This window comes from Desulfovibrio fairfieldensis (genome assembly GCF_001553605.1).
Classification (GTDB): Bacteria; Desulfobacterota; Desulfovibrionia; order Desulfovibrionales; family Desulfovibrionaceae; genus Desulfovibrio; species Desulfovibrio fairfieldensis.
The window spans coordinates 251,338-278,028 of the sequence record NZ_CP014229.1 but is presented as its reverse complement, the minus strand read 5'-3'; the positions used below and the strand labels follow the sequence as shown (position 1 = coordinate 278,028).

At 61.1% G+C, this 26,691-nt stretch carries 20 protein-coding genes; 11 read left to right on the top strand and 9 right to left on the bottom strand.

The genetic code is table 11. The features are described 5' to 3' along the window. The first annotated feature begins 22 nt into the window (after positions 1-22). From AXF13_RS01200 to AXF13_RS01190, 3 genes are read left to right on the top strand one after another with little or no spacing between them, the layout of a single operon-like run. Positions 23-286: a hypothetical protein gene (locus AXF13_RS01200; protein ID WP_062251334.1), complete on the top strand. Its 264-nt coding sequence runs from the start codon at positions 23-25 to the stop codon at positions 284-286. Positions 287-289: 3 nt separating this feature from the next. Beyond that, on the top strand, positions 290-1,990 hold the full coding sequence (locus tag AXF13_RS01195; RefSeq protein ID WP_062251333.1) for a hypothetical protein: 1,701 nt from the start codon (positions 290-292) through the stop codon (positions 1,988-1,990). Continuing rightward, positions 1,990-8,604: a hypothetical protein gene (locus tag AXF13_RS01190; protein WP_062251332.1), complete on the top strand. Its 6,615-nt coding sequence runs from the start codon at positions 1,990-1,992 to the stop codon at positions 8,602-8,604. The genes AXF13_RS01195 and AXF13_RS01190 overlap by 1 nt, the downstream gene beginning before the upstream one ends. A gap of 81 nt (positions 8,605-8,685) precedes the next feature. Here the strand turns inward: AXF13_RS01190 and AXF13_RS01185 are convergent, their stop codons facing one another. The 5 genes from AXF13_RS01185 to AXF13_RS01175 form a co-directional block, all read right to left on the bottom strand. Beyond that, on the bottom strand, positions 8,686-8,994 hold the full coding sequence (locus tag AXF13_RS01185) for an addiction module antidote protein (RefSeq protein WP_062251331.1): 309 nt from the start codon (positions 8,992-8,994) through the stop codon (positions 8,686-8,688). Beyond that, positions 8,991-9,293, bottom strand: coding sequence for a type II toxin-antitoxin system RelE/ParE family toxin (locus tag AXF13_RS15670; RefSeq protein ID WP_083521910.1), 303 nt, complete (start codon positions 9,291-9,293; stop codon positions 8,991-8,993). The genes AXF13_RS01185 and AXF13_RS15670 overlap by 4 nt, the downstream gene beginning before the upstream one ends. A gap of 30 nt (positions 9,294-9,323) precedes the next feature. Continuing rightward, the gene (locus AXF13_RS15665; protein WP_236887152.1) at positions 9,324-9,662 is read right to left on the bottom strand and encodes a BRO-N domain-containing protein; all 339 of its coding nucleotides are present in this window, start codon (positions 9,660-9,662) and stop codon (positions 9,324-9,326) included. A gap of 120 nt (positions 9,663-9,782) precedes the next feature. After that, complete coding sequence (locus AXF13_RS16360) at positions 9,783-10,109, bottom strand: hypothetical protein (protein WP_150116045.1); 327 nt, start codon at positions 10,107-10,109, stop codon at positions 9,783-9,785. A 107-nt stretch (positions 10,110-10,216) separates the two neighbouring features. Further along, positions 10,217-10,441, bottom strand: a complete 225-nt coding sequence (locus AXF13_RS01175; protein WP_062251329.1) for a helix-turn-helix domain-containing protein — start codon at positions 10,439-10,441, stop codon at positions 10,217-10,219. Between the two features lie 156 nt (positions 10,442-10,597). On the opposite strand from AXF13_RS01175, the gene AXF13_RS01170 reads away from it, so the two are divergent. The 6 genes from AXF13_RS01170 (at position 10,598) to ggt (ending at position 18,129) form a co-directional block, all read left to right on the top strand. Further along, a complete protein-coding gene (locus AXF13_RS01170; protein WP_062251328.1) occupies positions 10,598-10,960 on the top strand; it encodes a hypothetical protein in 363 nt (120 codons plus the stop codon). 64 nt (positions 10,961-11,024) lie between these two features. After that, the gene (locus AXF13_RS01165; protein ID WP_062251327.1) at positions 11,025-11,525 is read left to right on the top strand and encodes a hypothetical protein; all 501 of its coding nucleotides are present in this window, start codon (positions 11,025-11,027) and stop codon (positions 11,523-11,525) included. Positions 11,526-11,536: 11 nt separating this feature from the next. After that, positions 11,537-12,259, top strand: coding sequence for a hypothetical protein (locus AXF13_RS01160; protein ID WP_062251326.1), 723 nt, complete (start codon positions 11,537-11,539; stop codon positions 12,257-12,259). A 626-nt stretch (positions 12,260-12,885) separates the two neighbouring features. After that, positions 12,886-15,009: a methyl-accepting chemotaxis protein gene (locus tag AXF13_RS01155; protein WP_083521908.1), complete on the top strand. Its 2,124-nt coding sequence runs from the start codon at positions 12,886-12,888 to the stop codon at positions 15,007-15,009. Positions 15,010-15,365: 356 nt separating this feature from the next. Then, on the top strand, positions 15,366-16,265 hold the full coding sequence (locus tag AXF13_RS01150; RefSeq protein ID WP_062251324.1) for a DMT family transporter: 900 nt from the start codon (positions 15,366-15,368) through the stop codon (positions 16,263-16,265). Positions 16,266-16,467: 202 nt separating this feature from the next. Next, a complete protein-coding gene (ggt, locus tag AXF13_RS01145; protein ID WP_062251323.1) occupies positions 16,468-18,129 on the top strand; it encodes a gamma-glutamyltransferase in 1,662 nt (553 codons plus the stop codon). 138 nt (positions 18,130-18,267) lie between these two features. Here ggt and AXF13_RS01140 read toward each other — a convergent pair whose 3' ends face one another. From AXF13_RS01140 to AXF13_RS01130, 3 genes are all read right to left on the bottom strand, one after another. Then, complete coding sequence (locus AXF13_RS01140) at positions 18,268-18,717, bottom strand: GlcG/HbpS family heme-binding protein (protein ID WP_062251322.1); 450 nt, start codon at positions 18,715-18,717, stop codon at positions 18,268-18,270. Between the two features lie 78 nt (positions 18,718-18,795). After that, positions 18,796-20,718: a TRAP transporter large permease gene (locus AXF13_RS01135; protein ID WP_062251321.1), complete on the bottom strand. Its 1,923-nt coding sequence runs from the start codon at positions 20,716-20,718 to the stop codon at positions 18,796-18,798. A gap of 184 nt (positions 20,719-20,902) precedes the next feature. Beyond that, positions 20,903-21,928 carry a TRAP transporter substrate-binding protein gene (locus tag AXF13_RS01130; RefSeq protein ID WP_062251320.1) on the bottom strand — a complete coding sequence of 342 codons (1,026 nt, stop codon included), beginning with the start codon at positions 21,926-21,928 and terminating at the stop codon, positions 20,903-20,905. Between the two features lie 632 nt (positions 21,929-22,560). Here AXF13_RS01130 and AXF13_RS01125 point away from each other — a divergent pair. Together AXF13_RS01125 and AXF13_RS01120 are read left to right on the top strand one after the other, a co-directional pair. Further along, on the top strand, positions 22,561-24,474 hold the full coding sequence (locus AXF13_RS01125) for a sensor domain-containing diguanylate cyclase (RefSeq protein ID WP_062251319.1): 1,914 nt from the start codon (positions 22,561-22,563) through the stop codon (positions 24,472-24,474). Positions 24,475-24,542: 68 nt separating this feature from the next. Further along, positions 24,543-26,096 (top strand): helix-turn-helix transcriptional regulator, encoded by a 1,554-nt coding sequence (locus tag AXF13_RS01120; protein ID WP_062251318.1) that lies wholly within the window; start codon positions 24,543-24,545, stop codon positions 26,094-26,096. Positions 26,097-26,273: 177 nt separating this feature from the next. On the opposite strand, the gene AXF13_RS01115 is transcribed toward AXF13_RS01120, so the two are convergent. Next, on the bottom strand, positions 26,274-26,558 hold the full coding sequence (locus tag AXF13_RS01115) for a hypothetical protein (RefSeq protein ID WP_008686281.1): 285 nt from the start codon (positions 26,556-26,558) through the stop codon (positions 26,274-26,276). Positions 26,559-26,691: the final 133 nt, after the last annotated feature.

Here is a 26,691-nt window from a genome sequence, read left to right as displayed (position 1 = left end):
TATTAACTCACGGAGTAAACTAATGGACACTATGAAAAATCGCGTAATTCTTGCGTTGCTCGATGAAATAAAAGCGCTGCTTCTGGATGAATCACAAGAGGTCCAGACAGTAGAGGATGTTTCCGCGCTCAGCCGTCTAGAGGAACAACTGCGTGGCCAAGACGCGAACGTTGAGAATGAAGACATTATCATAGTCAAGTTTGGTGGTGCTAACAGCCCACAACTCAATCGTTATAAAATGGCGCTGGCCGACTGGGAAGCCCATATCAAAACGGCCAGGGGGTAAAGCATGTATCCTCTTGTCGTGTACAATCCGATGGCAAAACAGGCTGCGGTCAACACGCCTTCTCCACGGCTGCAAAGCGGCAATCTGAATCTGGCCGGTTCAGCCCAAGCCACGGGCACCCAAGGGCTGCTCAAAGCCGGGGAACAGCTCACGGGGGTCATGGCGAAGGAATACGCCAGCTATGAAACCACCCGTGTGACTCAGTCCTTGCTGGAATACCAGAATGCGCTTTCCACAGAACGCAGCAGCTACATGGAACAGAACAAGGGCGAAAACGCCATAGGAGCCGGTGAGCATTTCGCGCAGTTCGCCAGAGAAACGGCATATCCTTTGGCTGATCAGTTCTCGGGCCGCTTCCGGAACATGTTTCTGCAAAACGCTGTCACATACGGGTTGCATTTCAGAGAACAGGGCGAAGCCTACGGCGCACAGCAGAAAACGGCATGGCAGAAGAGCCAGGCAGAAAGTCTGTTGTCCCAAACGCTGGGCAATATCGCCAACAATCCCGGCGACGTGGAATACGTGGACAGGCAGGCAACGCAGATCAAAGCACTCTATGCCGAAATGTTTCCCGGCCTGGACCGTCGCGCGATGGAAACGGAACTCACGCAGAAGATGGCTGGCGCCGCCATCGACGGTTTTCTGGCGAAGGGCAATCTCGGCCACGCCAAGGAATCGTTCAACGTATACAAAGAAAAGGGCTATCTCGGTGCGGCGGCTACGCAGTACGAGTCCAGGATCAGGGCCGAAGCCAAGCGGATGGAGGCGGAGGCCAGAGCGACGCAGGAGAGAGCCGACACGGTTCAGGCCGCAAATCTTGGAGCCGGGCTATTTGAAACATACGGCGATGACGCCGCCAAGGTACAGTCGGTTCTGGAGGAAAAGGTCAAAGACCCGGTGCAACGGGCGCGGGTGACTCAGTCCTATCTGAGCAATGCCAGCCTGCACGAGCGGATGAAGACCCAGACTGAGGAACGGGACAAGGCCGCTTCCTACGATAATGCCATTTCCCAAACGGATTCTATCCTTGCCGGGCAGGAATCAGAACAGAAGAAGGCCGCGTTGCTTTCCGGCGTGCTTGTCGGGGTCGCTGATCCCGCAACGCGTAAGAAGATTGAGGAATACCAAAATTTCAAAATCAACGGCACCGAGGCCCCGGTGGACAAGAATGTGCTGGCCGAGGCCCAGACCTATGCCGCGCAGCCCGGCGTCCGTCCGGACATGGTTACGAACCGCTATGCGGACAAACTGCCTCCTTCTGCCCTGGGGAAAGCCGTGAAGATCGCCAGGGACGAGGCGACCAAGCAGAGCGAAAAGCTGATGCAGGACGAGATCACCGACTCCCTGGTAGACGATTTCGGCTACACCCGCTCCCAGGCCACGGCGGGATACAGGGTCATTCTGTCTAGAATGACGGGCCTTACTGATCCGGCGCAACGGCTGGAAACCGCGCGACAGCTTGCCAGAAAAATCAGCGTAAAAAATGATGCATGGTTTTCCGGTAGCGGCTGGGGAGCTGGGAATCAGGAACCCGCCTATACCTTCCCGCAGATTCAACGTGATGATCCTTCTTTCCGTCTTGTGGAGGTTCCTGAAGAGGCAATACCGTGGATTGACCAGCGGTTAGAGGGCTTGGGTTATACTGTGAATGAAGAGAATAGACAGATTTACTACCGCGACTGGCTGGAAGGAGAGATAAAATAATGTCCCAAGAAAATATGATTGTTGAGGCTACCAACCCCTTTGCTCAACATGAGCTTTCCCCGGAAGCCCAAGCAAAAATGACCCGCCCCTTGCAACTCCACGCCCCCGACGCCATACAGGCCGCCGAGAATACCGAGGCCCAGGCCCGGCGCGTACTCTCCTACACGCTGGGCAAATCCCAGGACGCGGCGGTGACGGCTTTCAAGGTGCGGGAGGGAAAAGGCATCCCGACCTATACCAGCCTTGAAGACGAGAAGCTGGCCACCGGAGCGGCGCGCGAACTGGCTCTTGAGGCAATGGGCGATTTCTCCACGGACACGGTGCAAGTGCTGGGCGACCTGGACTGCGCCAGTCTCATTCATACGGAAGTGCCCCTGGCCGACCAGTTCAACAAACTGCTGTCCGCCCCGGCTGACCTGTTCCATAAGGGTGTTGAGACAATCAACCGCAGCCGGACGGGCAGGGAGTTGGTCAATGTGCTCCCGCGCGCGCCGCTCAATATCGCGGAATCCGCGTATCAGGGCGTTCAGGCGCTGGGCGGGGCCATGCAGGCGGTGGGCATGCGCGACGCCGGGGCGGCGGTAGAAGGCTTTGGCCGCCGCCAGGCCGATGTCTCCCGTGCGCTGCTGGCTGAACTTCTCCCTTCTGCCGGGCGTCTGAGCAATGAGGAAATCCGCAAAGACTGGACCACGCTGCTTTCGGACGAAGGCCTGGCCGCCGTGGTGGGCAATGTGGGGGACATGGCGGCAAAGATGCTCCCGACCATAGCGGTATATATGACCAATCCCGCAGCCGGGGCCGTCATGGGCGGCAGTCAGGAAGGCGCGGCCCACTATGAGCAGTTGCGCCGGGATGATGTGCCCGTGGTAAATTCCCTGCTCAGCGCCGCTGCTTTCGGCATGGCTACGGGCCTGCTGGAGCGGGTGGGCCTTGATGCCATGTTGCCGCAAGTGGCCCCGCGCACGGGCAAACATCTTGTGGAACGGGCCATGAACGTGGCCGGGGCGCGACTGGATCAGGCCGTGGCCCAACTCCCGCCCAAGATTCAGACCGCCATTAACACTCTGCGCGCCGCAGCCGTGGAAGGCGCGACCGAGTATGCGGAGAATCCCATTCAGGGCGCGCTGGAAGGCATTGCCAAAAACGAGGACGCCGCCCAAATATGGGGCCGGGCCCTGGAAGGGGCCAAAGACTGGACCCCGATTCTCTATGCCGGGATCATGGGCGGAGGCATGCGCGCCATAGCCGGGAGCAACCCCGGCACGGAACAGCCCGCCATTGACCTTGCCGACTATCCTCCGGAACAGCGCGGCGTGGCCGCCGCCATCGCGGAAGTGGCCGGGCAGGAGGCGGAAGCCGGACAGCGTCTTGCTTTTGGCGAAGCTTTGAGCCGGGCCGCCGAGGTGGGCGACGCTACCAAGCTCAAGGGCAAGAGCCGCGAAGCCTTTGAAGCGGCCTACGGCAACCTTGTGCCCCAGGACGCGCGGACAGTTTTTCTTGACCCGCAAAGCCTGACCAGCTTTGCCCAAGGCGAATATGCCCGCAGTCAGGAGCCGGCGCAGGAGGAAGGCCCGGCACCCACCATGTCCCCGGATACCCCGGCGCAACTCTCCCAACTCGGCCTGACCGTGGAACAGGTGCAAGCGGCCAAGGCATCGGGCGCTCCCGTGGAAGTCCCGCTGGTGCGCATCCTTTCCATGCCTGCCGGGCCGGAACGCGCCGCCCTGCTGGATGCCGTGCGCCAAAAGCCGGACGGACTGACCGGGGAGGAAGCCCGGCTGTTCAATCCGGCTGAACAACTGGACGCCGCCGCGCTCAGACTGGCCGAGCGCCGGGAACAGAGCCGCGCCCTGCGCGCCGAGGAAAGCCGCCTGCGTCAGGAGTTCATGGGAGCGGGATTCCCCGCTCATGTGGCGGAACGATATACGGCCCTGCAACGGGCCAATGCCGAGGCGTTCCGCGCCAGATACGGCGCTGACCCGGTGGAAACGCTGCGCATCCGGAGTTTTGCCCAGGGCGAGCAGGCCCAGGGGGCCGCCGCGCTGGCTCAAGCCATGTACCGAAACAACGCGGCCACGCTCCAAGGCTTTGTGGACGAAGTGCTGGCCGGAACGCCGCAGGACAAAAAATCATACTTTGGGCTGGGCACGGCTGGCAGGACGGATCTGAACATTCCAGACAGCGAGATAATCCTTGCATCGGATCAGGTACGGCATATCAAATCGGGACATCCTGACTTTAATGCCTGGAGTGCCATCCCGGAAGTTATCGTGCGCGGTGAACCGACGCCCCTTGCTCAAAACAAGGTGACCGGGGGGAGGGCCATTGCCTTTACCCTGAATGAAGGGAAAGAAAGTCTGGTTGTCGTTGCCGCCCCTCAAGAGGGGAAATTTCTTGGCAGACGGCTTGTGGTGTTGACGGCCTTTCGGGATAGCGCCGCCAAGGTTGAAAACTGGCTTGAACAAAATAAAGGAGCCGCTTTCTATCAGAGTGCCGGCGGCTCCCCGGCATACCCAAGCCCCCGTGGGGGCGACCCCTCTGCTCTCAAAAGCGGCTCTTCTGATGAGACTATAAGCCTTCTCGTCCCGGAGAGCAAGCCGTTTGCCCAGGATCAAGGCATGCAGGAACGGCGCGGCCAAGTGGACTTCCAGACCACGCCGGAAGGCGAGGTGCAAGCCCTGGTCACGCTCTTTGACAGCAAAGACCTTTCCACGGTGCTGCATGAGTCCACGCACATATTCACGCGCCAGCTTGAGGAAATCGCCGGGCAGGGGAATGAAGCCGCCGCCGCTGATGTCCGCGCCCTGCGGGAATGGGCCGGGGTTTCTCCGGAAGGTCCCCTTACCCCGGAGGAATATCGCAGCTTCCAGGAGGCCGTGGCCACGGCGGGCGAAGCCTATTTCATGGGGGGCAAGGCCCCCAGCGCCAAGCTGCGCCGCGTCTTCGCCGGATTCCGGGACTGGCTGCTGAACATCTACAAAAACATGCGCGCCATTTTTTCTTCTGCCGGGTTCGAGAACCACCGGCTGACTGACGACGTGCGCGCCGTGTTCGACCGCATGCTGACCACGGACGACATTCTTTCACGCTCCCGTGAGCGTATGGACCTTCTGGACGGGGCCGCCAGGGTCAACGCTGAATTGTCCCTGGAGGATCAGGCCGAACTGGACGCCCGGCTGGCCGAGGCGGCGGAAGATGCCGTGATTGCCATGAACAAAGCCACCCTGCGCGACCGGCAAAAGCGCCTGCATGAATACCGCGACATCGCCAGAACGGCGGTAGGCCAAGAACAGTTCTGGGAAACCGTGGACTATCTCAGCGGCAAGACCGGGCCGGGACTGGACCGGCAGGCCCTTGAACGGGAATACGGCAAGGAGGCGGTGCGCGAACTGTCCAGGGCCAGACGCGGGCTTGTGCGGGAAAACGGTCTGCCTCTTGATCTGGCAGCCCAGGAAATGGGCTGGCAGGACACGGACGCGCTTTGGAATGCGCTGTATGACCGTCTCGCCTTGCAGGGACAGAGCAAGCGGGGACAGATTGAGGACATGGCCCAGGCCATGCTGGCCGGTGACGATTCCTTGCGGGAACAGTCCGTGGACCAGATGGCCGGGGATGCCTACGGCGATTATCTGGACGCTCTGGATAAATCCCTGGGAAAGCTGCTGGCCAAGAAGCGCGCCCCCACCCCGGAAAGCGTGAAGCGGCTGGCCGACAGTCTGGCCACGCCCCGCAAGGTTCTGATCTTTCAGGCCCAGGAGCAGATCAGCCGGAGCCGCGTGAGCGACATCCGCCCGGACACATACAATGCCGCCTTGCGTAAGGGCCAGCGCCGCTTGCAACAGGCATTGCGCAAGGGCGATCTGGTGGAATCCCTGGAACTTCTGAACGCCGCCCGGCTGTCCAATGAGCTGTATGTCCAGGCCGTGAAGGCCCGCAAGCAGATCGAGGCGGTAACGCGCCGGGCACGAAAGGCGGCCGCCATCAAGCCGGACAAGATTGATTCCCTGGCCCGTGAAGGTCTGCGCCGGATCATGGAGCGTTTTTCTCTTGCCCGGATGCCGGAAGGCGAGCGGGACAGCGCCGCGGAATCCTTGAGCCTGCGCGAGATCATCAACGCCCTGAATCCGGACGCCGACCTGATTATGGAAAGCGACGGCTCCCAGGCCCAGGCCGAGGGACAAAATATCCTGGCTGATGCCTTCCCGGAATGGTTGTTGAATGAGGCCGCGCCTCTCACGGACAGCGGCTCGGCACGCAACCGGAATGCCCTGCCCTATGGCGAGTTGACCCTGACCCAGCTTGAGGACGTGAACGAGCTTGTCAGTCACCTTGAACACGCGGGCCGGGCCATGAACCGGGCCAGCCGGGAGTCCGAAGCGGCGCGCATCGAGGCCCAGGCCGTGGAAGCCGCCGCCCCCATGCAGGGATTGAAGCCCGTGAGCATTGCCGAGGAAGGCAGCGCGCGGGAGAAGTGGCAGCGCCTTTCCCGCAAGTTCCTTTCCGAGCATGAAAGCTTGAGCAGCATTTTCCTGCGCGCGGACGGGTTCAGCAATATCGGCCCCAAGGGCAAGGCGGGCGTCAACGAGCAAGAATTGCTGCAACCCCTGCTGGACGGTGAGAACCAAAAGAAACTGCTCTGGCGCGATATCTCCACGCGGATGTCCGGCCCGGTGGAACAGCTTGTAACCCGTATGGCCGACCTGAATGAGCGTTTCGGGGAGAAGCTGGGCGGCGTGACCCGCGCGGATGGTTCCGCCTTGCGGGTGCCGGAAAAGATGCGGCAGGCCGGGCGAAGCTGGACGCCGGAACAGGTATTCGGTCTGGCCCTGCAGATGGGCAACCAGTCCAATATGGACCGCCTGCACGCGGGCTTCCCTGATCTGGACATGGAGAGCGTGGCCGTCCTGTTGGGCGACGATGCGGCCTATCATCTCTTTGGCGCCGACGCGGCGCCAGTGGATACCCCGCGCCCCGGTCTGCTCACCGCCGCCGACTGGCGGGCCATTCAGGGCATATGGGATGCGGTGAACAGCCTTTGGCCGGACACAGTGGACACGCGCCGCAAGCTCTACGGCTTCGCGCCCAAGAAGGTGGAAGGCGTACCGATGACCTTGCGCGTGGGCGACGAGGTTGTGGAACTGCCCGGCGGCTACTTCCCTGCCAAGTATGACCAACGCCTTTCCGAAACCGCAGCGGCCCGGCAGGAACGGGAAGACATTCTGCGCAGCGGTCAGGCGGGCTTCACGGCCCCGGCTGCGAGACACGGCCATACCATGACCCGCGCGGCCCATGCCCCCGGTGAAGCCCTGCGTCTGGACCTTGGGCAGATCATGCAGCACTTTGAGGACGCCACAACCTTTATTGCCCTCGGCCCGGCGGTGCGTCATGTGGACCGGGTGACGCGGAATCCCGTCTGGAAGGCCGCCTATGTGCGGGCCTTCGGAGAGCAGGAGTACAACGCCATCCGGGAGAACCTCAAGGGCATGGTGAACAAGGAGAGAAACCAGACCGCCGGACAGGACATTGCCCAGGTATTCCGCAAGATGGTCACCTACTACGGCCTTTCCTGGAACCTGAATACGGTCATGATGCAGACCGACGCCCTGATGAAGTCCATGGCCGACCAGGGCGCGCGGCCCGTGCTGGAAGGTCTGGGCAAGCTGCTCCGCCCCGGCGCGCTGGACCTGGTCAGGGATATCGAGAGCGTCAGCCCGTACATGGAATCCCGCTCCCGCAACATTGACCGCGACTTGGCCCAGGGCGTGACGGATATGGCGAAGCAGGCCAAACAGCGCAAGCTCATTTCCCTTGCCGGGGCAGCCCATACCGTGGAACAGGTTGCGGACGTGGGTCTGGCTCCCATGCGGTGCATGGACATGGCCGTGTCCTCCGCGCTCTGGATAGGGGCCTACAATGCCAAGATGCGCGAGCTGAACCCCGGCGGCAAGGCGGGCATCGACACCAGCAGCGAGCACCACAAGGCCGCCGTGGACCATGCCGACAAAATGGTGAAGCGCTCCAATCCCGATTACGACGCCACCAGCCGGACAAAGTTCATGCGTGACCCCGGCTATAGCTGGTTCAACATGTTCAGCAGCGCCGTGGAGATGATCTTTCAGCGCCAGCGGCTGGCATTGCAGGCGGTACAAGCCGGAAAGCTGAGTGCCCCGCAGTACGCCCGCTATCAGCTCTATGACATGATTCTCCCGGCCACGGCCTTTTACCTCATGGGCGAGGCCATGACCGCCGTGTTCGGCAGCGACGACGACAAAAAGAAGCGGGACAAGAAGAACGTCACCCGGCGCTATCTGGAAGGCTTGGCGGACTATGCCGCCCCGGTGATTCCCGTGGCGGGCCCGGCGTTGTCCTCCTGGTTCATCAACGGGAGGCAGTCACAGGGCCGTAATGTCCTGGACAAGCCCGTGCGCCTGGGCCTCAAGGTGGGCGACAAGGCCCGTGCCCTGGCTGACCCCAAGCTGCGCGGCAAGAAGCGGGAGAAAGCCGAACGCGCCCTGGCCTACAGCATCATCGACTTGGGCGGCTTCTTTGCCAGAATCCCGGTGCAGCGCTTCGCCAAATATGGCGAGAAGGTAGGCAACGCCCTGGGAGAGTAGCCGGGCAGGAGAAGAAACAAGGATGGGCCGGGGCTGACGCTCTGGCCCTTTTCCTTTGCACTGGGATGGAGGAAGGGAGTTTTACAAGAGTGTACCGGATTGTTGTTGCTGTTTTATGGGCACCGCCTGCAATTTTACGTTCAACGCCCCCATGATTTTAGCAATCGTCTCATAACGAGGCTTTGAACCGGGGCGTAGAGCCTTATACAAACTTTCCCTGTTCAGGCCGGAATCTTCCGCCAGCTTTGCCATGCCACGCGCTTTAGCAATATCCGAGAGTGCGGCAATGACAAGATCAGGGTCACGCTCCTCCATAACTGCTGAAAGATATTCAGCAATGGATTCTTCACTGTCTAGATAATCCACAACGTCAAACTTAGAATATTTCATGGCTGTAACCGTCTCTCTTTTGCCAGTGCTTTAGCTTTGACGATATCCTTTTGCTGTGTTGATTTATCACCGCCAACGATCAAAACATAAACACAAACACCTTCTTGCACAAAATATATTCGATATCCCTTGCCAATATGTATTCGCATCTCAGAGATACCATCTCCCACAGGCCTACAATCTCCAAAATTTCCAATCTCAGCCCGGCGCAATCTGGCCAGAATGTTGAACTTGGCGCGCGTATCCTTTAGCGCCGTCAACCAACTATCGAATAATTCAGATTTGATAATTGTGTTCATATGAGGAATGTAGCTATTCAGCTACAGAAGTCAAGTCGCCTTCCGTGCGGAGGCTGGATTGAAACTACATTTCAGGCAAGGGCGGGGGCGCGGCAACGGCCCCACACGGCTTTGGGGCGGCGTGCCGACAAAGCCATTTTGGCGATATGCTGGCAGGACGTCACCACGAACCCATTTGGAAAAGACGTGGGCTTCCGGCTTGTGGCTGCGGAAGACCAGAGCATACAGGCCGGATTCGGAGATGATGGTCATTTCCTGCTTTCCGCCAGGGGTGTCTATAATATGGACCCCCTTTTCATCTTCATCCAACCCGCGCAATGCCTCAGTCACGTTACCAAGGCCGAGAACCTCACACACATCCTTCGCCACAAACCACGGTTCGCCGTCAAAGGTATCAATCTGTTGAGGCCCATCCGTTGACTGAAACCGAACAAAAAAGGCCGGGGCAGCACACGCTTTCCCGGCCCGGTTTATCCTTGACCCACAAGGCTAGTTGAGGATGTTATTTGTGGTGTCCTCGTAGAGTTCAAGCTTTTCGTCCAGGTTGTTGCCAGCGTCATTTCGAGGTGTTGCGGGCCGGGCACGATCTGTTTCTCCCCTGCATTGTAGATTAATCCAGCCCAGTTCTAATTTTTGAAGCCATATTTTATGGCGAATATGGTCATATTGTTCAGGCTCTTCACAATCTTTTCTCGCCCAATTAACACCATACGCAATTTTAATAAGTGCAAATGCTACATGACTTTTAAGCTTTTCTTCCCTTCGCTGATGCCAATGATACACGCCAAAAGACGCGGCAAGAACGAGCGTAAGCATACAGAGTAAAACCCTTTTCATGCCATTTTCTTACCAACGATCAGGGAACGCCACAAGGCGTACTGCTCCGTCAAGGTCGCCTCTCTCACCCCGAAGCGCAGAGCGGGCTATTCCTCTTCTTTGCCGTCCGTCTCCTCATAAAGCCGCTTCGTCTTCACGCCAAGAGCCGAACCAATCTTGCCCAAGGTAGACAAGCGGCACTCGGCAATTCCTTCATCTGTCCTTGCCGTCAGCAAGGTTTGTTTTGATATTCCCGCCTGTTCCGCAACACTTCTAGTCGTAAGTTTTTTTTCTTCCATTATTTTGCGGATATTACTTTTGAAGGCTAACATTTTTTCTCCTTTTTGGTCTAATATACTTGACCAAGTATGGTACACTATGTTAGACCAAAATCACATCAAGGGCAATACCAAACAGAACAGCCCTCGGCGGTGCTACCAACACCAACCGAGGGCCTAACCACAACCCACTCGATCAAGGAGTGAATCATGGCTACCGAAATTTCCCACAACCTCACGGCCCCGTCAATTCCCACCACCATGCAGGAAGCGGAAGAGCGTATCCGGCAGCTTGAGAGCGATAACCGCAAGCTACGGCGCATGCTGCTGGCCCATGAACAGGAGCTTGGAACGCTGGAATGCGGCCACTATGTGGTGACCAGAGACGGATGGAACGGCCCCTATCACAACCAGAAGCAGGCTCTTGAACAGGGCAAGGACTTTGCCCAGGAAGATTTCAGCCTGACGGTGGAAATTGTGGCCCGTCATGAGGCCCAGGCAGAGGAAGAAGACTTCGGCGTGGAAGCGGGCGTTGACTATCCTTGGACCCTCAACCCGGCGGCCTGCTGGTAGATGGGTATGCCTGGCAGGGGAAGCAAGCTCTTTCTCTGCCGGGCACCCCAAAGGAGAATTGACGATGAGCACCAAAACCAACCCCGCCCCTGTCCAGAACGATGCCCAGCCCCAACCCGGCGGCCGCCTTCCTCAAGCCCGGCGTGCCACTCTGCATTCACTGAATAAGTCCAGGATGGACCAGACCCATACCCTGCCCGCGTCGGCACACACGCTCCCCACCGACAACCCGACCACCATCCCGTCCGAAGCCCTGCCTGTTTCCGCGCCCCTAAGGACTCCCCTGCTCTCCCTGTCCCCGGACGATTTGGCTGCCCTGGATCGTGCGGCGCAACGTGTGGAAGAGCTCAACCGCCATGTCATGAAGGAAATAGGCGAGCTGCATGTTGAGATTTTGAAGCGGGTTGATCTCAGACGTGTACAGTTCCCGGCATGGGAAGTTATGAGCGAATTTATTTTCTACTCATTATTCAGGGCGGTGGAGCTGCCGTCAAGCAACCTTGAGCGGGAGAAAAACCCCGCCCTGGCTCTGAAAATGCTGGCTGGCGCACTGGGCAACAGATAGGGGGATGCACCATGAACACCAACAGCAATCCCACCCCCACCCAGAACAACGCCTATTCCCAGGTGCCTTCTCCTGCCAAGCCCATTAATTCTCTGCCCGGAGACTGCCTTACCCAAACCCAGCGCGCCGCCCTCCACGCCCTGATCGAAGCCCGGCTTGACGGCCTCAGGGGCAAGGAGCGCAACCGCCGCCGCAATGAACTGCTTCATGAATTGCCGGAAGCCTTGGGCGTGGATGATATCAAGGGCATAACCCCGGCGCTCTATCCCTCTGCCGTGGCCTGGCTGTCCGGACAGGCGGAACCCGATGCTCAAGCACAGACGAAGGAACGCTTGCTGTCCCTGCTGGATCAGATCAGCGATAAGCTGATACCGGAGCCCGCCCCACTGCCGGATAAGATCAACCCCGCCAAGATTTATGCCTCTGCGATCCTGCAAAATGAAAAAAAAGCACTGTACGGGGATATTGAAAGGCTGGGCCACACGTTGAACGAATACCACCACGCCGTAAAAATCGCGGCCAAGGGCCTCCTGGCCGGGAGTAACCGCACAGCATGGAGTTTGATTCTTAACCGGCTTGAGCATCAGGCCCATGAGCAATTCCAGGCCGCCCGCGATATGCTTGCATCTATACACCACCAGACGCAGCTCACCGCCATGCTGGTAGCTATCGCCAGGGCTGGCGCGCTGCCGGAAGACTTGGTGGACGGCGAAGAGATGGCTACTCGCGTCTGATCTTCACGGCAAGGAATAAGCCACCATTAGCACCACAAGGCCCCTGCCCACGCGGCGGGGGCTTTCGCATTTGATGTTTGAAAATGTTTGAAAGGATGCCCTTGCGTTTGCCTTCTGTCACCCCCGATTCTCTTATCTGCCGGGGACTTTCATCCCTCAGACTCTTGCGTTTGGTCGATCTTAGCCACGTCCATGGGGTTACTTTCAAAAGGATCAGGAGGGAGTGACCCCGCACAGTGGGCACCGGAATATAATCAGGGGTAACTTTGGGGGTAACTAATTTTTGTTAAATATTTATCATTATTTATTTCAATATTATATTATGAATATTCAATAGGTGGTGGGCCACCAACACAAGTTCTGTCAAAGCCCGCCGAGGTTCGCAAGACCCCGGCGGGCTTTGCTTTTATGGGGAATTGCGCTCCGCTGAAGTTCGCCCGAGACATTCACCTTTCTGATGACTCCTCAGAAATTTATTTATAATTTCAAATGATTATATGATTGAAGGATATATTTTATTGAATACATGAATTTCTCCATATATTTTTTTAGGTTGCAGCCTTAGTTTTTTTGGATTTTGACCGTTATAAACGAACGCTACTTCTTTGGAACAAGGAGATGGAGAAATGGGGATCAAGGGAAGAATGATGCTTATGCTGGGACCGTTCATAGTCCTGGTGTTCATGGCACTGACATTTGTTTCCCAATGGGGAACGCAAACCATAGCCCGGCAAAACGCCGAGACGGAAGCCTTTCGCATGGCGCTGGAACAGGCGCCGCAAGTGCTCGGCGTCATCAACAAAGCCGCCGCCGACACCGACACATTCGGCAAACTTCTGGTTTCACTCCATGCCGGAGGCACCCGCGACCGCACGATCATGGGCGGGCTGTTGCGTGATTTTCTCGGCGGCAACAAGGAATACCAGGGAGTTTGGGTGGTATGGGAGCCAAACGCGTTTGACGGGCGCGACGCCGACTTCCTGGGCCACGAGTACAGCGGGGAAGACGGCTCTCTGGCCATGTACTGGTATCTGGGCGAATCCGGCTCCATCGAAGTGACGGGCGTCAACGTGCGGAGCGAGTCGTTTTACACCACCCCCAAGGCCTCCGGGAAGCTGACGCTTATCGAGCCGTATATTGATCCGGCCGCCCAGCCCCCGGTGCTCATGACCACCATCACCCTGCCGCTGGTGGAAAACGGCAAGGTGCTCGGCGTGTTCGGCATCGACATCGCCCTGGGCAAACTGTCCGAACTTATCGCCAAGGTCACCCCCTACGGCACCGGATATGCCAACCTGTTCTCGAATACGGGCACCATTGTGGCGTCGGGCGATCCTGTCGCCGGCAAGGGCCTGGACGCCCTGCCCGCGGAGAATACTGCCGCCATCCGCGAAGCCGTTACCCAAGGCAAGCCGTATCACGGCCAGCTGACCCGTGACGGACATGAATACCTGGCCACCTTCACGCCCATCACCGTGACGGAAGGTTCTCCGGCCTGGTCCCTGGAAGTGGCCTTGCCGCTTGATCAGGCCATGGCCGAAGCCGATCGCTCATTGTGGCGGACTATCGTCATCAGCGCCGTCGGCATTGCCGTCCTTATCGCGGGCCTGCTGTTCGTTGCCGCCTCCCTGTCCGCCCCTTTAAGGCGCGTGGCCGCTTACGCCGCCGCCGTGGCCGGAGGCGATTACCAGGCCGGGCTCGACAAGAGCGGCTTCAAAGGCGAACTGGCCGTGCTGGGGCAAGCCCTTTCCACCATGGTCGCCAATCTCATTGAAAAAATGAAAGAAGCGGAAAGCCATAAGCAGGCCGCCGAGCGCGAAACCGCTATCGCCCGCGAAGCCACCTGTCAGGCGGAGGAAGCCCGCAAGCAGAGCGAACAGGCCCGACGGGAAGGCATGCTGCAGGCGGCGGCTCAATTGGAAGGCATTGTCGCAGGCATTTCCGGAGCGTCGGCCGATCTGTCCGAACGCGTGCGTCAGGCCGAAAACGGCGCCGCCCAGCAGGCGGCCCGGGCCGCTGAAACCGCCACGGCCATGGAAGAGATGAACTCCACCGTGCTGGAAGTGGCTCACAATGCCGCATCCGCCGCCGAAGCGTCCACCGGCACCAGGACCAAGGCCGCTGACGGCGCTGCCGTGGTGCACAAGGCCGTGGACAGCATTCAGGCCGTTCAGAAAAAATCCCTGGAGCTCAAGGGGGACATGAGCGCCCTGACCCGGCACGCCGAATCCATCAACCAGATCATGAACGTCATCTCCGACATCGCGGACCAGACCAACCTGCTGGCTCTGAACGCCGCCATCGAAGCCGCCAGAGCCGGCGACGCCGGGCGGGGTTTTGCCGTGGTGGCCGACGAAGTGCGCAACTTGGCGGAAAAAACCATGACCTCCACCACCGATGTGGGCAACGCCATCAAGGCTATCCAGAACAGCGCCGCCACCAGCAGAACCCAGGTGGACAGCGCCGTGGCGGCCATCGAGGAGGCCACGCTCTACGTCAACCAGTCCGGCGAAGCCCTGACGGAAATCGTGGGCATGGTGGACAGTACGGCGGATCAGGTTCACGCCATCGCCACGGCCAGCGAACAGCAGTCAGCCACCAGCGAGGAAATCAACCGCTCCATCAGCCATGTCAACGCCATTGCCGGAGAAACCGCCCAGGCGATGCGGGAGGCCGCGGGCGCCGTGTCCGATTTGTCGGGCCAGGCCCAGGCCCTCACGGCACTGATAGAGCAAATGAAAAAGAGCTGACAACAGCCAACAACGGGCCACCAATGCACATTCCGCCAAAGCCCGCCGAGGTTCGCAAGACCCCGGCGGGCTTTGCTTTTGTGGGAATCAGTCTCCGGCACTGCTCATAACGCTCATTGACAGCCGAAAATTTTCCGGGCTATTGCCCAAGGGGCTGGCTGCGTTCACATCCATGACGCCAGAGGCCCTGCCCCGCTGGAATGCCGCCCCGCGCGACAAGAGCTGCGGGACAACAGCTCATATGCGTCCGCACGTCGGCGGCGCTCCGCTGCCGCACCGACGAGGGTCCCTCTTTCTTCCCCCACCTCCGAAAACATGCTTGCCAAGCCCCCGACGGCAAAACGACGGGAGACTACATGGGGTTTTTCTATAGTCTGCTGGCCGCGGCCACCTTCGGCCTGACGCCCTTTTTCAGCATCCCGCTGATGCGCAGCGGCCTCAGCCCGCAATCCGTGCTGTTCTACCGTTTTCTGACAGCCACCGTCATCATGGCTCTCATCCTCCTGCCCCGCCGCCGTCTTCTCCCGCCCTGCCGCAGCGACATCGCCAAGCTGGCCGGGGTGAGCCTCATGTACATGCTGGCGGCCCTGACCTTTTTCTGGAGTTTCGCCTACCTGCCCAGCGGCGTGGCGGCCACCATCCACTTTCTCTATCCGGTCATGGTCATGCTTTTCATGGTGGTGTTCTTCGGCGAGAGTTTTTCCCCATCCACCGCGCTGGGCGTGCTCCTGGCCCTGGGCGGCGTCTTTCTGCTGGGCAACGCCTCCCCGGACAGCAAGGGCATCACGGATACGGGACTGCTTCTGGCTCTGCTCTCGGCCCTGTGCAACGCGCTCTACATCACCGGCATCTTTGCCGCGCGCCTGCGCTGCAAAGACGGCCTGATCATCACCTTCTGGCTGTTGCTCTTCAGCACCCTGACCTCGCTGGGCAACGCCCTGGTCACGGACAACCTGCAATGGCTGGAAAGTCGCTGGCAGGTGGAACAAATCTGTCTCCAGGCCCTGGTGACGGCCGTCATTTCCAATCTGGCCCTGGTTCTGGCCGTGCAGCGCATCGGCTCCACCCTGGCCTCGGTGCTGGGCGCCACGGAACCGCTCACCGCCGTGCTGGTGGGCATCCTGGTCTTTGAGGAAGCCTCCACCCTGACGGTCTGGTGCGGCGTGGCTCTGGTCTGCCTTTCCGTGGCCGTGGTCATGCTCGGTCCGCAGTGGCTGCGGCGGTCCCCGGCCCCGGACGGCGGGACTCAGTCCTGAACCGGAATGCCGTAACGGACAGCGGGCGTCCGCGCAACGCACCGGCCCGGGGATGCGGGTCAACGCCTTTACTGAGCCGGACGGATGAGCTATAGAAACGGGATATCTTCACAACCGGCCGCAATGGTTGAAAAATCGTCCTTCGAGGGCCTCCGGCCCACCGGAAGGCGTAAAACGCGGCGCAAGACCGCCCGAGGTGCGCATGAACACCACCGTCCGCTACTCCGCCACAATTCCCTCCGGCATCAATCCTCTGGGGCGCAAAGGCATGATCAGCACGCCCCACTATCTGGCTTCCCAGGCCGGGCTGGACGCCCTGCGCCGGGGCGGCACGGCGGTGGACGCGGCCATTGCCGCTTCAGCCGTGCTGTCCGTGGTCTACCCGCACATGTGCGGGCTGGGCGGCGACAGTTTCTGGCTGATTTACGACGCCGCGCGCGACGAACTCAAAGCCCTGAACGCCAGCGGCCGCGCGGCCGCCTCGGCCAGTCCGGAATTTTACGCGGCCAGGGGGTTCAAAGCCGTGCCCGCGCGCGGCTATATGGCGGCCTGCACCGTGCCCGGCGCGGTGTCCGGCTGGGATGAGGCCTTCAAACTGAGCAAGACAAGCATGGGTTCGCCCCTGTCCTGGGCGGAGCTGCTGGACCCGGCGCGCGGCTACGCGGAAGACGGCTTTCCCGTGGGTCATTCCCTGGCCCACTGGCTGGCCGTGGACACCAGCGGGCAGGGCGCGGGGCGCGGCCTGCATCAGTTCCCGGCCTTTCTGGACGTTTTCTGCAAGGAAAACGGCCGTCCCTACACCCTGGGCGAGACCCTGCGCCAGCCCGATCTGGCCGACAGCCTGTCCCGTCTGGCCCAACACGGCGCGGATGAATTCTACCACGGCTCGATTGCCCGCGCCATTGCGGACAGCATGATGCTGCACAGCGGCCTGCTGACCGTGGGAGACATGGACGATCACCAGGCCGACTGGGCCGAACCCCTGCGCGTGCCCTACCGCGACCTGACGGCCTGCAGCGCGCCGCCCAACAGTCAGGGCATGGCCGCGCTGGAGATTCTGAACATCTGCAACAATCTGGATCTGGCCGCGCTGGGCGAAGGCAGCGCCGACTACTATCAGGCCATGGTGGAAGCCGTGCGCCTGGCCTTTCAGGACCGGGACCGCTGGCTTTCGGACCCGGCCTTTGGGGATATTCCCCTGGACCGGCTGCTCTCGCCGGAATACGGCCGGGAGCAGGCCAAGCGCATCCGTCTGGAACAAAGCTCCGGCCCCCTGCCGCCCCTGGCTCCGGGCGGGGATACGGTCTGGCTGGGCGCGGTGGACGCGGCCGGCAACGCGGTTTCCATGCTCCAGAGCATTTATCACGAATTCGGCTCGGGCATGGTGGCCACGGGCACCGGCATCCTGTTGCAGAACCGGGGCTGCGCCTTCTCGCTGGACCCGGCGCACGTCAACTGCCTGGAGCCGGGCAAGCGCACCATGCACACCCTGACCCCGGCCATGCTGCTCAAGGACGGCAGGCCCCGGCTGGTCTACGGCAGCATGGGCGGCGAGGGCCAGCCCCAGACTCTGGCGGCCCTGACCACCCGCATTGTGGATTTCGGCCTGGCCCCGCAGGACGCGGTCAATGCCCCGCGCTGGCTTCTGGGCCGGAGCTGGGGCGCGCCCGACAACGACCTCAAGCTGGAAGGCCGCATTCCCGAAAGCGTGGCCGAGGAACTGCGCCGTCGCGGCCAGCCCGTGCTCATGGTCGAGGACTATACGGAAATCATGGGCCACGCCGGGGCCATTCTCTGCGACGAGGACGGCCTGCTGCAGGGAGCGTCGGACCCGCGCGGCGACGGCCAGGCCGTGGCGCTGTAAACCCGCATACGACAAAAGGAGCCTGGAGGCCGCACGCCTCCAGGCTCCTTTTTTATGCGCGCCGCCAAGAATCCGGCGCGGATGGAAAGCGGGACATCGCCCGGATCAGCATCTTCCCGCCTTTTGTGCAGGGGGATTTCAGTCTCTTGCTGTTGGACCGCCCTCTCCCAGCAGCGCGGCCGCCAGCCGCCCGGCCAGCACCTCGTCCTCCGCGGGCTTGCGGCCGCTGACGCCCACGCCGCCCACAGTCCGGCCCTCCAGGCACAGGGGCACGCCGCCCGCCAGGCTGGTCAGCCGGTGTTGGGGGCCGTCGCAAAAATCCGCCAGGCTCAGATGCTCGCGCACCAGGCGGGCGTGCAGGGCGCTGGTGGGCGTTTCCAGCACGGCGGCGGTATAGGCCTTGGCCAACGCGATGGGCGTGCCGCGCCGTTTGGCCCCGGCCATGCGCGTGTAGTGCAGCAGATCCCCCACCGCGTCGCAGACCGCGATGCAGAGAGACGCCTGGCCGTCGCCTTCCGCCTCAGCGGCCAGATCGGCCACGGCGCGCAGGATGCGGGCATGATGCAGCATATCGGGCTGTCCGGACATGTCGGATTCTCCTTCAGGCAATGAAGAGGCCCGCCGGTCTTTTTCCGACCGGCGGGCTTGTTGTTGCAACCTGTCCGCTTACAGGAGGAAGAGCGACAGGCTCGGCCAATACGTCACCAGCAGCAGGATGACCAGCATGGTCAGAATAAAGGGCACGGCCGCCCGCGAAACCAGCTCGATCTTCTGCTTGGTGATGCCGCAGGCCACGAAGAGGTTCACGCCCACCGGCGGCGTCACGAAACCGATGGCCAGGTTGACCACCATGATCACGCCGAAATGGATGGGATCCACGCCCACCTTGGTCACCAGGGGCAGCAGGATGGGCGTGAGAATCACGATGGCCGCCAGGGCCTCCATGAAGGTGCCCACCCAGAGCAGCAGCACGTTGATCAGCAGCAGAATGGCGATCTTGTTGCTGGTCAGGTCCAGGATGGCCGCCGCGATGCGTTCGGGCACCTGCTCCAGGGTCATCACATTGCCGAAAATGGTCGCCATGGCCATCAGCATGATAATGACCGCCGAGGTCTGGGCCGACTCCACGCAGCACTTCCAGAGCGAGGCCAGGGACAGCTCCCGGTAGACGAAGAGGCCCACCAGCAGGCCGTACATGGCGGCAATGGCCGCCGCTTCGGTGGGGGTCATCAGACCGCCGTAGATGCCGCCCAGCACGATGACCGGCACCAGCAGGGCCCATTTGGCTTCCCACACGGCGCGGCCGACGGTTTTCAGGCTACGGGGGCGGGCCTCGCCGCGCCAGCCGTTTTTACGGGCAATGACATACGCCGTGGCCATCAGGGCCAGGCCGGTGAGAATGCCCGGAGTGATGCCCGCCAGAAAGAGCTTGCCCACCGAGGCCTGACCGGCCACGCCGTAAACCACGAAGGGATTGCTGGGCGGGATCATCACGCCGATGGCCCCGGCGGCGGCCACCACGGCGGCGGCAAAGAGCTTGTCGTAACCGCGCTCGACCATGGCCGGGATGGTCAGGGTGCCGATGGCCGCCACCGTGGCCGGGCCGGAACCGCTGATGGCCGCGAAGAACATGCAGGTGGCGATGCTGGCGAGGGCCATGCCGCCGGCAAGGCCGCCCACCAGTTCATCGGCCAGGGACAGCAGGCGGCGGGAAAGGCCGCCCGCGCCCATGAACACCCCGGCGGCGATGAAGAAGGGGATCGCCATGATGGGGAAGTTGTCGATGGAAGTGAAGGCCACGCTGGCGATGTAGCTCACGGGCAGGGTGCCCGCGCCCACCACGGTCATCAGGGCCGCGATGCCCAGGGAGAAGGCGATGGGCACGCCGATCAGCAGCAGAACCACGAAATAGCCGAAGAGCAGCGCAATGGCGTTCAGATCGTCAAACAGCAGCACCGGCGCGAAGAGCAGGGCCGTGAAGGCCGCGCCCGCCAGCGCGTCCCGCCAGGAAGAGTCCCGCAGCTGGCGGACCAGATCCTCCAGGGCGCGCAGGGTCATCAGGCCGAAGCCCAGAGGCAGGATCAGATAAGGAATGGCGTAGGGAATGCGCAAGGCCGCCGTCACCTGGGGCATGGCGAGCTGCATGCTGATGTGCTCCACGCCCTCCGTAAAGACGAACACGCTCAGGATCAGCAGACAGAGATCCACCACGATCCAGCTCAGGCCCTGAACGCGGGGCGGCAGCCGGTCGTAAATGATGTCCACCCGGATGTTGCTGCGCTGGCGGATGGCCAGGGGAATGGCCAGATAGGAGATCCAGATGAAGATGTAGCGGGACAGTTCCTCGGACCAGACCGACAGGCCCACATAGTGGGAAACGGTTTCGCGGATCCTGCCCACCGGCAGGAAACTTCCCAGCCAGGCGCTGAAACGGGGGCCGTCCAGCAGGGCCAGCAGCTCGGTGATGGAATAGCGGTAGACGGTCTGGTAGGTGATGATCCCGATCATCAGGAGCATGCCCACGACCAGAAAGGGTTTTTCCAGATTGGCGTCAAGCAGACGCAGAAATTTACGGGCGGATGAGGACATGGGATACTCCGTACGGCAAACAGCCGGGAAGAACGCGCCGGATCGCCGGAGGAGCCGGTCGGTGTGAGCAGGCCCGCTCCGCCGCGCCGTGCGGACGGATCAGGAAATCAGGCGACATCATCAGAGGACCGCCGGGCCGGGCCCGAAAGCGCGGCCGCGCTCCCGGACCCGGCGGCACGGATGTTTACTTCTGGGTTTCGAGCACCATTTCCACCAGTTCGGGCGGGAACTTGTCCTGGAACTTGTCCCAGACCGGGCGGGTGGCCTTGCGGAAGGCGTCAAGCTGTTCGTCGGTCAGATCCACGATCTTGATGCCGGCCTTGATGAAGCCTTCGCGGGCCTCGGCCTCATTCTTGGGATAGAGCGTGGTCCGCTGGTAGGCCAGGGCTTCGGCGGCGGCCTCGCGGATGACCTTCTGGGCTTCCGGGGGCAGCTTGTCCCACCATACCTTATTGGCCATCATGACCTGCATGCCGTAGTTGTGGGCCGTGGTCACGGCGTACTTCAGCACTTCGTGGTGCTTGGCGCCGTACATATGGGGAAAGGTGTTGCCCTCGCCGTCCACGGTGCCCTGCTGCAGGGCCGTGTAGGTTTCGCCCCAGGCCACGGGCGTGGGATTCATTTTCAGTATCTTGGCCACTTCCACTTCCACGGCGGAATCCGTGGTGCGCATCTTCAGACCGGCCAGGTCTTCCACCTTGGACACCGGGCGGTTGATGGTCACGAAGTTGCGGTAGCCGTATTCGGCGTACATGATCGGCTCCAGGCCGATGTCATTGGCGACCTTTGTGAAGTACTCGCCCAGCTTGCCCGAATCGATGGCTTTATACAGCTTTTCCTGATTCTTGGGGCTGGTGATGTACGGCAGGTCAAAGACCTGATAGAGAGGAGAGAAATTGGCCATATTGGGAGTGGAACTCACGGCCATTTCCAGGCTGCCCTTCTGGGCGCCCTCCATCAGCACGCGGTCGCTGCCCAGAATGGCGTTGGGGAAGACCTGGACTTTGATCTTGCCGCCGCTCTTCTGCTCCACCAGTTCCTTGAACTTTTCAAAAGCCAGGGTGATGTGATTGCCCGGAGGCGTGGTATGGGCCACCCGGAATTTGATTTTGGGACCGTTGTAATCGGCGGCATGGGCCGTAACGGCCGGTCCCGCCATCAGGGACAACGCGGCCGCGAAGCCCGCTGCGAGGGAAAACATCCTGTTCATGGCAACCTCCTGCCTTTGTTCAGGTTATGGCGTGCAATAACGCCCAGGGCCGTATTCTCAAGCGCATGCGGCGGCGCGTCGCAAGGACGTGTTCCGGTCCTCCGGCGCGCGCCCCCCGGCCCGAAGGCCGACGCCGCACGGCTCGCCGGCGCTTCCGGCGCCGGTTTTTCCGAGCCTGTTCTTTTCAGCACAAAGCCCGGAAGCCAACAATCGTTCAGGGAAGTAATTTGCGGGAAAAAGATGGAAATCCTTTTTGCGCGTAGCCCGCAAACAACATCATACCTAAAAGGATGACATGGATATCTCATTGAAATCAAAATAGAAACCAGATATGTTCCACGCACGGAACCCGGCCTTCCTCCGCAGCCGCAAAGCGCGCAAAACGTAATTTTTCCGTGCCTGCCCGGAAGCGCCGGGCTTGCCGGAAAGCGGAAACGCGCATGCCGGAAAACCCGGCGCCGCTTTTCCCCCGACTTTGTGCAAGTTGTCGCTATTTCGCCGGTCGCCGCCCGCCGTCGGTTCCTTTTTGATATTCCTCCACGTGCCTTTGGCGTATGCATGCGTGCTGGACGGCGAACACTGTTCCAACATAAGAATTTTTTGGGGAAAAGGCCGGGACGGAGGCAAAAAGAATGAAAGACAATCACCTGCTGCGGATCAATCTGAACATCACGGTCATTCTGGTCATCGGCTTCGCATTGACCGCCGTGCTCAGCTACCGGGCGAACTATCAGGCATCCCTGGACAACATCGAGCAGGTCTCCTCCCTCACGGCCGAGGGAATCTACTACCGGCTGACGACCAGGTTTACAAAACCGGTCAATATTTCGCTGACAATGGCCCACGACAACCTGTTGGTCAGACATCTTACCGGCGAAGCCCGGCATCCGGAGGACCGGGCGTACGTCGAAACCACCAGGGAATATCTGGACACCTACCGGAAAAAATATGGTTTTGATTCGGTCTTTCTGGTTTCCACGGCCACGGGACGCTATTACAATTTCAAGGGCATCGACCGTGTCCTGACCAGGGACAATCCGGAAAACACCTGGTATTTCCGCCTGATGAACAGCGATCAGGAATATGCCCTGCACGTGGACAACGACGAAGTGCGCGGCGCGGACAATAAAATCACCGTCTTCGTGAACTGCAAGGTCAAGGACGCCGCGGGCAGGGTGCTCGGCGTGGTGGGCGTGGGCATCCGCATCGACTCTTTGAAGGAACTGCTCAAAAGTTATGAGGAAAAATACCGTGTGACGGCGAGCCTGATCAGCAAAAGCGGCGGCATCGAAATATCCACTACCCATACCGGCCATGAAAAAAAGGACTGGTTCGAGACCTACCGGCAGGAGGACATCCGGAAGAAGATTCTGAGCTGGAACAACGACTCCTCAAGCCTGACGCTCTGGACGCCCACCGCGCCCCTGAGCCGTGAAAAGAGTTTCATCGTCGTCCGCTACATTCCTGAGCTGTCCTGGAATCTGGTTGTGGCCCAGAACACCGGGCTCCTGATCAGCGAAATGAGGGCGCAGCTCTACCAAACCTGCGCTATCCTGGTTTTTGTCATAGTTGTCGTGCTGGTCATCGTCACGACCGTCATCCGGAAATTCAACAAGCGGATCACCCAGTTGATGGAGGAACGGCAGGCTTTTTTCAAAAAGGCCACGGAACAGATGTATGACAATATCTGCGAGTTCAATATCACCCGGAATTGCGCGGAACAGGCATGGACCGGGGAATATTTCGAAACACTCGGCGCCAAGGGGCTTCCTTATGATCAGGCAATACGCATCATTGCCGAAAAACAGATCAAAAAGGAATTCCGGGAGCGCTATCTGGCGATCTTCGACCCCCGGAACGTCATGCGGGAGTATGCGGCCGGGAACAATCATCTGCGCTATGACTTCATGATCAGTCAGGACGGAACGGAGTACTCCTGGACGCGGGTGGACGCGCACGTTTTTTACTCCGCGGAGGACAAATGCATCCACATGGTCACCTACCGGAAGGACATTGAAAGGGAAAAGAAAAAAGAACTGCAGGCCGTGACGGATGAAATGACCGGCTTTTATACCAAAAAAGCCACGGAACGGGCCATCTGCGAACTGCTTTTCCAAAAGCCGGACAGCGGCTACGCTTTTTTCATTTTTGACATCGACAACTTCAAGCAGGCCAACGACCGCTTCGGCCATGCCTTCGGAGATATCTGCATCCGGACCTTCACGGCCATCATCAGACGGCATTTCAAAGAGCGCGCCGTGCTGGGACGGATCGGCGGGGACGAGTTCGCCGCCTTTGTCCCCATTCCGGACAGAGAGTGGGCGGAGCGCAAGGCGGAAACGCTGTCGGCCGCGCTCTGCACCGAATGCCTGGACGGTCCGGCCCGCTGGCGGATGACCGCGAGCATCGGCGTGGCCCTTGCTCCGCAGAGTGGAACGGACTTCAACACCCTGTACCAGAATGCCGACGCCGCCCTGTATCAGGTAAAGAAAAGAGGGAAAAACGGCTTTTCCGTCCATGACGGCACGGCAGCACGCGGCTTTTGAGCCCCGGCGCGCGGGCACGTCCCGCGACGGCGGCGGGACGTGGAACTTAACTCTGCCCGAGGTACGCCTTGAAAGAGCTTCGCTATATCCTGGGCGCGGGCTGCCTGAATGCCTGGCTCTGGCTGGTCTTCCGCAGCTACGGCGACCCGGAGCCGTTCCTGTTCAATGACGAATTCGGGCGGCTGTTCGCCGTGCTGCCCTGCGCCGCGCTGTTCCTGCTGCTGTTCGGCCTGTGGCGGGAACGCCTGCGCGCCGACGGCATGCTGGCCCGGCTCTGGATCGCGGGCTGCGCGGGCCTGATCAGCCCGCTGCTGCTGAGCCTGGATCTCGCCCTGTTCGACAATGCCGCGGCGGGCGCGATGATCAGCGCGCTGGCGGGTTTCGGCTTTGCCGTGGGCTTCACGGTGCTGGGCATGGGGGTGGCTTCGCTCTCGCGCGCGGGCATTCTGGTGGTGGTCAGCGGCGGCATCATCGCCAGCCGCGCCTTGATCCACGGCCTGCTGAGCCTGCGGCCGGAGAGCCTGCTGCTTCTGCCCGTGGTCTTCGCTCTGGCGGCCAAACTGCTGCTTGAGCCGCCCCCGGCTCCGCCCGCGCCGCCGGAAGCGGCGGACAACCCCGCCCAAGGCGAGCGGAGCGGCGCGCCGGAATCCGCCGCAATGCCCGCTCCGCCAGGCCTGACGGGCCCGGCGGGCCTGGCGCCGATCTACGCCGTCTACGCCCTGACCGGCCTCAGTCACGGCCTGTACTACAGCCTGCTGGCCGTCATGGAGCCCCTGCTGCCCCGTCCCAAGCCGCACCTGCTGCTCATTGTGGTGCTGAGCTGCCTGATCTCCCCGCTCTGCATCCACCTGGCGCGCCGGGCCTCCCTCTGGCGCACCATCCTGCTCATGGGCCCGCTGCTGGTGGTGGGCTATACGGCCTGGCCGCTGCTGCACCGCGAATCCCCGGCCCTCTCCCTGGACAGCCTGCACTTCGCCTATACCCTGCTGGGCGTCTACAGCTACACCACGCTGTTTTACGCGGCCTCCTGGCTCAACGCGCGCCGCCGGGGCAACGGCATCCGGCTGATCGGCTTCGGCGGGGCCACGCTGCTTCTCAGCCTGCTGCTGGGCACATACGCCCTGCCCGCCATCCGCGCCAGCCTTTCCCACGGCACCACGGTCAACTACCTTTTCGCCCTGCTGGCCGTCACCATTCTGCTTTCCAGTTCCGCTTACGTCTTCCTGCTGGAGCAGATGGGATTCTGGGAGGCCGCGCCGCCCGGCCGCCCGACCCGTCCCACCCGACCCCTGCCGGGCGCGTTCTCGCCCGTGATCCAGATCGAGACAGCGGCGCAGGGCTCGCAGGAGGCACAGGAGGACGGCCCGCTTCCGCCGGAGGCCCTGAATCAGGAAGACTGCGAACGGCTTTTCCGCCAGCTCGGGCTGACCCGCCAGCAGGCCTGCATCGCGGCCATGCTGGCCCGGAAGCGCCATGACGCCGATATCTGCGCCAGCCTGAACATTTCGCCCAGCACGCTGAAAACCCATATCCGCAATATCCTGCGACGGCTGAACATCAACAGTCGTCACGAACTGCCCTGGCTGGCCTGCCGCGCGGCGGGCGGCCAGGGCGAAGAGTGAGCGGGGAGGAAGGGACGACGCGACCGCGCCTCCCCTCGCCCGTCTGACGGAATGTACCTGGGAAGACGGCGGAGCGCCCCTTCCCCGAACGGGAAAAGGGGCGCTCCCTGAAGCGGATCACTGTCGCCCCGGCCGGGCGGGCCGTCGCGCAGCCCCGCCGAAGACAAGGGGAAAAGCTTATTTTTCGATCCAGGACAGCAGGGCATCCACGATCTTGCGGGCCTGCTCGGCGCTGGAAATGGTGAATTTGGACTGCTGGCGGTATTCGCCGCCCGATTTTTTATAGCGCCGGATCACATATTTATCCGGGCCGTAATCGTCGGTTTCCGGCCGCCACTGCTGATAGCGGAACAGGATGGTGGTCCAGGCGCCCTTGCTCAGCACCACCTTGTCCAGTTCGTTGATCAGAACCTGGCCGTTTTCCTCATACTGTACGGTAAGATCGTCGATGGATTCGTTCAAAACATCCTCGCAATGGGCGCGGCGGGACCGCCTGTCCCCGCGCCGCGCTGTTTAAACCCATTTGAAATGCTCTGACGAGGCTGCGGGAGCAGCCCCGTGCTCTCAAGCCGTAAGCGCATTATTTGCTCTTTTG

Coding starts and splice junctions, on each gene's coding strand:
- AXF13_RS01175 (WP_062251329.1), bottom strand. CDS start 10,441: ATGTTAGCCTTCAAAAGTAATATCCGCAAAATAATGGAAGAAAAAAAA.
- AXF13_RS01185 (WP_062251331.1), bottom strand. CDS start 8,994: ATGAAATATTCTAAGTTTGACGTTGTGGATTATCTAGACAGTGAAGAA.
- AXF13_RS01140 (WP_062251322.1), bottom strand. CDS start 18,717: ATGTCCGGACAGCCCGATATGCTGCATCATGCCCGCATCCTGCGCGCC.
- AXF13_RS01200 (WP_062251334.1), top strand. CDS start 23: ATGGACACTATGAAAAATCGCGTAATTCTTGCGTTGCTCGATGAAATA.
- AXF13_RS01190 (WP_062251332.1), top strand. CDS start 1,990: ATGTCCCAAGAAAATATGATTGTTGAGGCTACCAACCCCTTTGCTCAA.
- AXF13_RS01170 (WP_062251328.1), top strand. CDS start 10,598: ATGGCTACCGAAATTTCCCACAACCTCACGGCCCCGTCAATTCCCACC.
- AXF13_RS01160 (WP_062251326.1), top strand. CDS start 11,537: ATGAACACCAACAGCAATCCCACCCCCACCCAGAACAACGCCTATTCC.
- AXF13_RS15670 (WP_083521910.1), bottom strand. CDS start 9,293: ATGAACACAATTATCAAATCTGAATTATTCGATAGTTGGTTGACGGCG.
- ggt (WP_062251323.1), top strand. CDS start 16,468: ATGAACACCACCGTCCGCTACTCCGCCACAATTCCCTCCGGCATCAAT.
- AXF13_RS01165 (WP_062251327.1), top strand. CDS start 11,025: ATGAGCACCAAAACCAACCCCGCCCCTGTCCAGAACGATGCCCAGCCC.
- AXF13_RS01130 (WP_062251320.1), bottom strand. CDS start 21,928: ATGAACAGGATGTTTTCCCTCGCAGCGGGCTTCGCGGCCGCGTTGTCC.
- AXF13_RS01155 (WP_083521908.1), top strand. CDS start 12,886: ATGGGGATCAAGGGAAGAATGATGCTTATGCTGGGACCGTTCATAGTC.
- AXF13_RS16360 (WP_150116045.1), bottom strand. CDS start 10,109: ATGCTTACGCTCGTTCTTGCCGCGTCTTTTGGCGTGTATCATTGGCAT.
- AXF13_RS01135 (WP_062251321.1), bottom strand. CDS start 20,718: ATGTCCTCATCCGCCCGTAAATTTCTGCGTCTGCTTGACGCCAATCTG.
- AXF13_RS01125 (WP_062251319.1), top strand. CDS start 22,561: ATGAAAGACAATCACCTGCTGCGGATCAATCTGAACATCACGGTCATT.
- AXF13_RS01150 (WP_062251324.1), top strand. CDS start 15,366: ATGGGGTTTTTCTATAGTCTGCTGGCCGCGGCCACCTTCGGCCTGACG.
- AXF13_RS01195 (WP_062251333.1), top strand. CDS start 290: ATGTATCCTCTTGTCGTGTACAATCCGATGGCAAAACAGGCTGCGGTC.